Genomic DNA, 7,552 nt, shown 5'->3' with positions numbered 1-7,552 from the left:
CGCGGTGTCCGCCCTGCTGGCCTGCGCGCGGGCGCTGCAGGCGGCGGGGACGGACCTGCGCCAGGGGACCCTCCCGCCCCTCGCGGAGGAGCTCGGCCCGGTCACGGAGGAGCCCGCCGCCGCGGCCCCGGCGCCCGTCGAGGCCGCCCCGGAACCGTCCGGGTCGGGTCTGCTGTCCGAGCGCGAGCTGGAGGTCGCCGAGCTCGTCGTGCAGGGGCGCACCCAGCGCGAGATCGGTGAGGCGCTGTTCATCTCGGCGAAGACCGTCGAGCACCACGTGGCCCGGATGCGTCAGCGTCTCGGGGTGGGCGGCCGCAGCGAGCTGCTCGACGAGCTCCGCCGGATCCTGGGCGACCGCGGCTGACCCGCCCGGTCAGGGCAGGATCGAGTCGACGTAGCCGCCGTCCACGCGGACCGCGGCCCCGGTCGTGGCGGAGGCCAGCGGCGACGCCAGGTAGGTCACCATGTGGGCGATCTCCTCGGGCTCGATCAGCCGCTGGATCAGCGACTGGGGCCGGTGGGTGCGCATGAACTCGCGCTGCGCCTCGTCCCAGGGCAGGGCCGGGTCCACCAGCTGGTACACGAAGTCCTCGACGCCCGCGGTGTGCGTCGGTCCGGCGATCACCGAGTTGACGGTGACCCCGCTGCCGGCCGCCTCCTTGGCGAACCCGCGGGACAGCGCGAGCAGCGCCGTCTTGGACACGCCGTAGTGGATCATCTCGGCCGGGATGACGACCGCGGAGTCGCTGGCGATGTTCTGGATGCGGCCCCAGCCGCGGTCGCGCATGCCGGGCAGGTAGGTCCGGATGAGGCGGGCCGCGGTCAGGACGTTGACCTCGAAGTAGCGGCGCCAGTCGTCGTCGGTGATGGTGAGGGCTTCCTGGGCACCGAAGATGCCCAGGTTGTTGACCAGGACGTCGACCTCGGGCAGCTCCGTCGCGAGGGTCGCGGTGCCCTCGTCGGTGGTGACGTCGGCTGCCACGCCGACGACCTCTCCGCCGGACTCGTCGCGCACCCGGGCGACGGCCGCGTCGACCCGTTCCGCGGTCCGGCCGTTGACCGCGACCCGGGCGCCCGCGCGGGCGAGGTCGACGGCGATGGCGAGTCCGATGCCCTGGGTGGAGCCGGTGACGAGGGCGGTCCGGCCGGTGAGGTCGAGGTGCATGGCTTCTCTCCAGGAGTCGGGGTGGCCGTCTCGTATCGTGGTGTCGGCACGTGCAACAGTCGGCGCACGCTGATAGTTGCACACGCTGGTTATTGCCGACGCCGACAACGTAGCACCGTCACCCGGTCCGAAGGGGAGGCACGCCATGTCGCTCGACGACGACGCGGTCGAGACGCGGGCGCGGGGGTGGCGCACCCTGGCCGCCCTGCACGCCCGGTTGCAGGACGACCTTGAGCGGGCGTTGCAGCGCTCCTACGGGCTGTCGGTGGTGGAGTACACCGTGCTCGACGCGCTGGCCCGCCAGGACGGCTTCCACCTGCGGATGGCCCAACTCTCGTCGGTGGTGGTGCTCAGCCAGTCGGCGACGACCCGGCTGGTCGGCAGGCTGGAGGACCGGGGGCTGCTGCAGCGGTACCTGTGCCCCACCGATCGCCGCGGGGTCTACACCGAGCTCACCGAGCAGGGGCGCCGGCTCCTGGAGAGCGCCCGTCCGGGCCACGACCGGGCGTTGGAACAGGCGCTGGTCGACGCGGCGACACGCCCTGAGCTGGCCCCGCTGGTCGCGGCGTTGCACGCCCTCGACGCGACGACCTGATCCCTCGGCCCTGATCCCTCAGTGGTGCGCGTGCGTGCGGGACGCCTCGGCGAGCAGTCCCTCGCAGGACCGCACCACGATCCGCGCGGCCTCCGCCGACGCCCGCCCGGTCAGCGGGCTCTCCGCCCGCCGCCTCCAGCGGCGCAGCGCCTCGGAGGCGGCGTCGTGGACCTCGCGCGGACCCGCGGCACCGTCGAGCCCGAGCCGGGCCGCCGCCGATCCGCCCTCACCGCCGAGCAGCCGTTCGGCGTCGGCGAGTGCCTCGGGCGGGAACACGATCTTGCCGGCGCGCAGGTCGGCCAGCGCCCGTAGCTCGACGAACTCGTGCGCCCCGGCCAGGATCCGCTCCACCTCGGCACGCAGCGCGGCCGTCGCCGGGCGGGGCTCGCGGGTCAGCACAAGGTCGACGGCGAGCAGCGCGGAGCGGGCTTTGAGCAGGTCGCGGCGCTCGGAGAACTGGGTGTCGAGCACCGAGCGCAGCTCGTCGAGACCGGAGCGGCGCACCAGGTCGTCGGCCAGCGCGGTCGGGTCTTTCACGCCCTGCCGGATCAGCGTCGTCCCGAGCCGGACCCCGAAGAGGCCGAACCGCTCCAGCAGCGCGATCCGGGTGGCGGAGTCGGGCCGGTCGAGCTCGGTGCGCCCGAAGCGGTCGGCCGAGAGCAGCAGCGCCTCGACGTCGCCCCGCGGGAGCGCGGCCAGCTCGGTGAGCGCGACGTACTCGTCCTGCCGCATGGTGCGGGCGGTCTCGGCGAGCAGCCCGGCGACGGCGACGACGGTCTGGCACAGCCCGCGCAGCTTGTCGTCGCCGCGGTAGCGTCGCGCGATCCGGCGGGCCGACACGAGCGCGTCGAGCCGGCCGACGCCGATCTCGTCGGCGCGGGAGAGCACCGCGATGGTGTTCACCGGGGTCGCGCGGGCGACGCCGCGGTCGTGGAAGGCCTCCAGGAACCGCACGTCACCGGCGTGCAGGTGACGCATCAGGTAGACGACGGCGTCGGCGGGCGACGGTGTGTCCTCCGGCGTCAGGAACTCCCCGGCCCGGCCGGCCGCGTCGGCGGTCAGCGACCCGATGCCGGGGGTGTCGATGAGGTTGGTGCGCCGCAGGTGCTGCGACGGCCAGTCGACGTGCAGCCGGTCGACGTCCTCCACCCGGGCGCCCTGCAGGTCGATCTGCAGCGCGCCGTCGCGCCGGGCCAGGGTGAGGGGGCGGTCCGCGCCGGAGCGCAGGTGCATCCGTACGCCCGGGGCGGGCGCGTCGGCGTACCAGGTGACGATGCGGGTGCACTCGCCCGCGTCGGTGGGGGCGATCCGTTCGCCGACCAGGGCGTTGAGCAGTGTGGACTTGCCGGCCTTGACCTTGCCGGCGATCGCGACGCGCAGCGGCTCGTCGAACCGGTCCAGATGGTGGCGCAGCCACCCGGCGGCCTGCGGCGAGTCCCCGTAGGCGTCCAGGGTGCGGCGCAGCAGCGCGCGGGTCTGGTCGGTCAGCGCGCTCACGCGGACGCCTCCGCCCCGGCCGCCGCGGCCAGCGCGCGGGCCCGCTCGGCGAGGCCGGACACCCGCTTCAGCTCGGCCTCCAGGTCCGCGACGCGCTTCTGCCGCGACGCGTCGTCCTTCAGGGCGGTCTGGGCGGCCGAGACCGACTCCTTCAACGCGTCGGACAGCTCGTCGGCGACGGTGGTGAAGTGGTCGCGCAGGTCGCGCTGGATCCGGCGCAGGTTGTCCCGCGAGTCCTTGCCGACCTGGAAGGTGACCTCGTCGATGTGGCGGCGCACCGCGTTCTTCGACTCGGCCTGGCGACGCTGCTTCATGCGCTTCTTCTCGTCGCGCACGGTCTTGGCACCGAACAGCAGTCCCGCGCCGACCGAGACCGGATTGAGCAGAGCGAACCCGGCGACGGTCGAGGCCAGGCCGAGCATCAGCATGCCGCCGTAGCCACCGCGGGCGCCGACGAAGAGCTTCTGGCCGACGCCGAACTTCTCGTCCGCGGGCATGTCCAGCGGGTCCACCAGACCGGCCACCGACCCGCCGGCCACGCGGAGTTCGGGCAGCGTGACGTCGACGGCCTCCGCGAAGTGGTCGGCGACCTGCTCGGCGAGCCAGCGGGCCCGCTCGGTGGTCCACACGAAGTTCTGCGCGACGGCGTGGGCGACCTGCTTGTGGAACCACTCGGCGAACTGTTCCCAGATGTCGGCCGGGTCGGCGTCCTCGAGCAGCTGCTCGGCGTCGCGCGAGACGGCCCGCAGCCGGTCGCGCAGGTCGTAGTCGATGTCGGCGATGAGGTCGGCGACGCCGTCGTTCAGCGTGGTCTGCCAGCGTGCGGACCGCTGACGCAGCCCGTCGACGCGTGACCGGGCCGACTCCAGCTCACGGGCGAGCTGCCCGGCCTTCTCGGGGTCGTTCTGCGACATGAGCTCGGCACGCATCGTCGACTCCAGCGCCTGGCAGGTGACCAGTACGTCCTGGCTGGTCGAGCGGCGGTCCAGGTCGTCGGCGGCGGAGACGACCTTGCGCAGCAGGAAGCTGGTGAGCGCCTGGAAGCCGGACTCCGCGATGAGGTCGAGGTCCTGGGTACGGGCCGCGTGCAGCCGCAGTGCGGAGGAGACCGGCAGCAGCCGGGCGTCGATCCCGGCGGTCCGCAGGTGACCCTCGTCCAGCTCCACGATGCGGCGCCAGTGCGGGTAGAGGTCGGTCTTGGTGACGACGCAGGCGACATTGGGGCACAGCTTGCGCGCCGCCTGCAGGAACTCCAGCTCCGGAGCTGTGTACTCCTGGCTGGCGTCGGAGACCAGCAGCACGGCGTCCGCCGTGGGCAGGGCCGACATCGTGGCCGCACCGTGGGCCGACCCCAGGCCACCGACCCCGGGGGTGTCCACGAGTGCGAGCCCGCTCTGCAGGAGCTTGCGGGGCAGCGTCACCTCGGCGCGGGTCAGGCCGGCGCGGTTGCCCGGGTTGCCGCCCTCGGACACGTGGTCCGCGAGCTCGTCCAACCCGACGACCGTCCGCTCGGCCTTCTCGGCCACGGCCCCGTCGGTACCGGCGATCTCACGGACCAGCGTCACCGACGTCTCCTCGCCGAAGCGGACGAGGGTCGGCACGGCGGTGGCGATGTCGTCGTCGACGGGACAGACGGCGGCGTTCACCAGGGCGTTCACGAGCTGGCTCTTGCCCTGCTTGAACTCGCCCACCACGAGGACCCGGACCACCGGGTCCGACAACCTGGTCCTGGTCTGGCGCAGCCGGGGAGCGAGGTCGGGACGGTCGTAGGCCGTGACCGCCTTGAGGGCGAGGTCGACCAGCGCGACCGCCTCCGGTACCGCCACGTGCGTTGCGCCCCCCATCGCTCCGGAGCGGTGCGGTCACCGCTCGTCGCGTCGCTGTCATGGATACACCAACGTCATCGGCCCCGGTCACCCACGTGAGGGTGGCCGGGGCCGATGGGCCGTGCAGCCGATCCTACTGCTCGCGGACGGAGCAGGGACGATTTCTCGTCAGGGTGTCGAGGATCAGAGCAGCGAGGCGTTGACGTCGAGGTCGGCGTCGTTGAGCACGTTGACGTTGCCGCTGTCCTCGGTGACGGTCGAGGTCGAGCTGTCGACGTCGGTGTTGAACGAGTCCTCGAACGACGTGGTGGTCTCGTCGGTGGTGGTGGTCTCCGACGAGTTGTAGGAGTCGTTCACCGAGTCGTCACCGTCGGCGTCGCCGCCGCCGATGGCGACGGCGCCACCGTCGTCGGCGGTGATGTCGCCGTAGGAGTCGGCCGAGGAGCCGTCGCCGAAGGCGACCTGGTTGTCGTCGCCGTTGACCACGGCGTTGCCGTCGCCCACCGCGTTGCCGTCACCGGTGGTGATGGTCGAGTCGCGGATGTCGTCGCCGGCGGCCACCGCACCGTCGCCGGACGCGACGACGGAGTTGGTGTCGATGTCCTGGCGGAAGTCGCCGCCGCCGGTGTCGATGTTCTGGTTGATCGAGTTGTCGACGATGGTGTCGCGGTCGTCGACGTTGTAGGTGTAGTGGTTGTTGGTCACGTACTTGTCGATGTACTTGACCGGGTCCTCGCCGTGGTGCACGGGCGGCGGCGGCGGGGTGTGGTGGTGGCCGCCGCCGTGGCCGCCGCCGGTGTTGTAGTCGCGGTCGAAGGAGACCTCGTCGTTGTCCTGGGCCAGGACGATCGCGTCGCGGACGTCCTCGGCGGAGACGTCGGACAGGCCGCACTGGGCGAGCAGGCCCTGGGGGTCGTCCTTGAACTCGGCCAGGAGCTTCGGGTCCTTCAGCAGGTCCAGGATGAACTGGATCAGGGTCTTCTCGGCGGACATGGCGTTCTCCTCAGGGGGTGCCGTCGCGCTCGGGCGGGCGACGGAAGACGGTGGTGGCGGGGTGAGCGGGCCGGAGCCGGTGTCCGGCCCGCTCGGTCACTACGGGAGTCGGGTCAGGCGATGTCGAGGTCGACGTTCGCCTCGAGGCCGTTGCCGATGTTGGTGTTGCCGCTGTCGGTGGTGGTGTTCTCCACCGAGTCGTCGATGGTGGTGTTGAACGAGTCCTCGAAGCTGGTCTCGTTCGTCGTCGTGGTCGTGGTGGTCTCCTCGTTGAAGGAGTCGTTCACCGAGTTGTCGCCGTCGGCGTCGCCGCCGCCGATGGCGACGGCGCCGCCGTCGTCGGCGGTGATGTCGCCGTAGGAGTCGGCCGAGGAGCCGTCGCCGAAGGCGACCTGGTTGTCGTCGCCGTTGACCACGGCGTTGCCGTCGCCCACCGCGTTGCCGTTGCCGGTGGTGATGGTCGAGTCCTCGATGTCGCGGCCGGCGGCCACGGCGCCGTCGCCGGAGGCGGTCACCGAGTTGGTCTCGATCGTCTGGCGGAAGTCGCCGCCGTCGGTGTCGATGTTCTGGTTGATCGAGTTGTCGACGACGGTGTCGCGGTCGTTGACGTCGTACTCGTAGAAGTTGTCCTTGACGTGGACCTTCTCGTGCTCCGCGCCGTGCTTGTGGCCGCCCTCGTGGTGGCCCTCCGAGCCGGCCTTCCAGGCCCAGCCGGCATTGCCGTGGTCCCAGTCGAAGCCGGTGTCGTAGCTGCGGTCGAACGACACGGTGTCGTTGTCCTGGAGCAGGACGGCGGCGTCGCGGACGTCCTCGGCGGTCAGGTGTCCGAGACCGTGGTACTCGAGCGCGGCGTCGGGGTCCTTCAGGAACCAGTCGCGCAGCTCGATGTTCTCGTCCTTGTCCGGGCCGAGCCCGAGGATGATCTTGACGAACTCGACGAGAGAGAGATCGCGGCCGGCCATGGTTGCCTCCGGGGCAGTGAGGTGGGTACCGGTCGTGGTGTCGGCCGGTGATGACGAGAAAGCTAGGGGCGCCGCCGGGTCCGGCCATCGGGGATCGCTCCGGGTCCGTGGGGGGGCCGTTAGGGGATCGGTCCCCAACCTCGAACTGCTGCGCCGCACGGGCTAACACCGGGGCGGCCCCCGTCGATGGGTTTCGGAGAGGACCACGCCGGCGTGCCGGTTCGACGAGGGGGGAGCAGTGATGTCGTACCTGCTCGGGATCGACCTGGGGGCGACCTCGGTGACCGCGGCCGTGCTGCGCACGGGCGGTGCCGCGGAGCCCGTGCGGCTGGGGGGCCGCGACGGGAGCGACGTGCTCCCGGCGGTGCTCGTCGCGACGCCCGGGGGTGACCTGCTGTGCGGTGAGCCCGCCCGTCGCCGGGCCCCGGCCGAGCCGGACCGCGTCGCACGCGGCTTCCTCGACCGGGTCGGGGACCCGACCCCGCTGTCGCTGGGCGGCTACGCCTACGCGGCC

General features: G+C 72.2%; 7 protein-coding genes and 1 pseudogene. 3 read left to right on the top strand and 5 right to left on the bottom strand.

Going from position 1 to position 7,552, the window contains the following annotated elements; genetic code table 11:
• Positions 1-364: helix-turn-helix domain-containing protein (locus tag GTW08_RS03035; protein WP_161151380.1), on the top strand; the 364-nt coding region annotated here is incomplete at its 5' end.
• Positions 365-373: 9 nt separating this feature from the next.
• Here GTW08_RS03035 and GTW08_RS03030 read toward each other — a convergent pair.
• Positions 374-1,165 carry an SDR family NAD(P)-dependent oxidoreductase gene (locus GTW08_RS03030; protein ID WP_073576083.1) on the bottom strand — a complete coding sequence of 264 codons (792 nt, stop codon included), beginning with the start codon at positions 1,163-1,165 and terminating at the stop codon, positions 374-376.
• Positions 1,166-1,310: 145 nt separating this feature from the next.
• Between GTW08_RS03030 and GTW08_RS03025 the strand changes: the two genes are divergently transcribed.
• The gene (locus tag GTW08_RS03025) at positions 1,311-1,760 is read left to right on the top strand and encodes a MarR family winged helix-turn-helix transcriptional regulator (RefSeq protein ID WP_073576082.1); all 450 of its coding nucleotides are present in this window, start codon (positions 1,311-1,313) and stop codon (positions 1,758-1,760) included.
• A gap of 18 nt (positions 1,761-1,778) precedes the next feature.
• On the opposite strand, the gene GTW08_RS03020 is transcribed toward GTW08_RS03025, so the two are convergent.
• The 4 genes from GTW08_RS03020 to GTW08_RS03005 form a co-directional block, all read right to left on the bottom strand.
• On the bottom strand, positions 1,779-3,257 hold the full coding sequence (locus GTW08_RS03020; RefSeq protein ID WP_073576081.1) for a dynamin family protein: 1,479 nt from the start codon (positions 3,255-3,257) through the stop codon (positions 1,779-1,781).
• The gene (locus tag GTW08_RS03015) at positions 3,254-5,083 is read right to left on the bottom strand and encodes a dynamin family protein (protein ID WP_083658704.1); all 1,830 of its coding nucleotides are present in this window, start codon (positions 5,081-5,083) and stop codon (positions 3,254-3,256) included. The genes GTW08_RS03020 and GTW08_RS03015 overlap by 4 nt, the downstream gene beginning before the upstream one ends.
• 183 nt (positions 5,084-5,266) lie before the next feature.
• Entirely contained in the window at positions 5,267-6,076 is an 810-nt protein-coding gene (locus tag GTW08_RS03010; protein ID WP_073576079.1) for an IniB N-terminal domain-containing protein, read from the bottom strand.
• Between the two features lie 113 nt (positions 6,077-6,189).
• Positions 6,190-7,038, bottom strand: coding sequence for a hypothetical protein (locus GTW08_RS03005; protein ID WP_073576078.1), 849 nt, complete (start codon positions 7,036-7,038; stop codon positions 6,190-6,192).
• Between the two features lie 241 nt (positions 7,039-7,279).
• Here GTW08_RS03005 and GTW08_RS03000 point away from each other — a divergent pair.
• Positions 7,280-7,552: pseudogene (locus GTW08_RS03000) on the top strand (Hsp70 family protein); the annotation flags it as partial.

This window comes from Pseudonocardia sp. SID8383 (assembly GCF_009864975.1).
Classification (GTDB): domain Bacteria; phylum Actinomycetota; class Actinomycetes; order Mycobacteriales; family Pseudonocardiaceae; genus Pseudonocardia; species Pseudonocardia alni.
The sequence above is the reverse complement of the archived record's forward strand: the minus strand, read 5'-3'. Positions and strand labels throughout refer to the sequence as shown.

What these genes read in the sequence shown, in the direction of transcription:
- GTW08_RS03030 (WP_073576083.1), bottom strand. Translation starts at nt 1,165, where the DNA reads ATGCACCTCGACCTCACCGGCCGGACCGCCCTCGTCACCGGCTCCACC.
- GTW08_RS03025 (WP_073576082.1), top strand. Translation starts at nt 1,311, where the DNA reads ATGTCGCTCGACGACGACGCGGTCGAGACGCGGGCGCGGGGGTGGCGC.
- GTW08_RS03010 (WP_073576079.1), bottom strand. Translation starts at nt 6,076, where the DNA reads ATGTCCGCCGAGAAGACCCTGATCCAGTTCATCCTGGACCTGCTGAAG.
- GTW08_RS03005 (WP_073576078.1), bottom strand. Translation starts at nt 7,038, where the DNA reads ATGGCCGGCCGCGATCTCTCTCTCGTCGAGTTCGTCAAGATCATCCTC.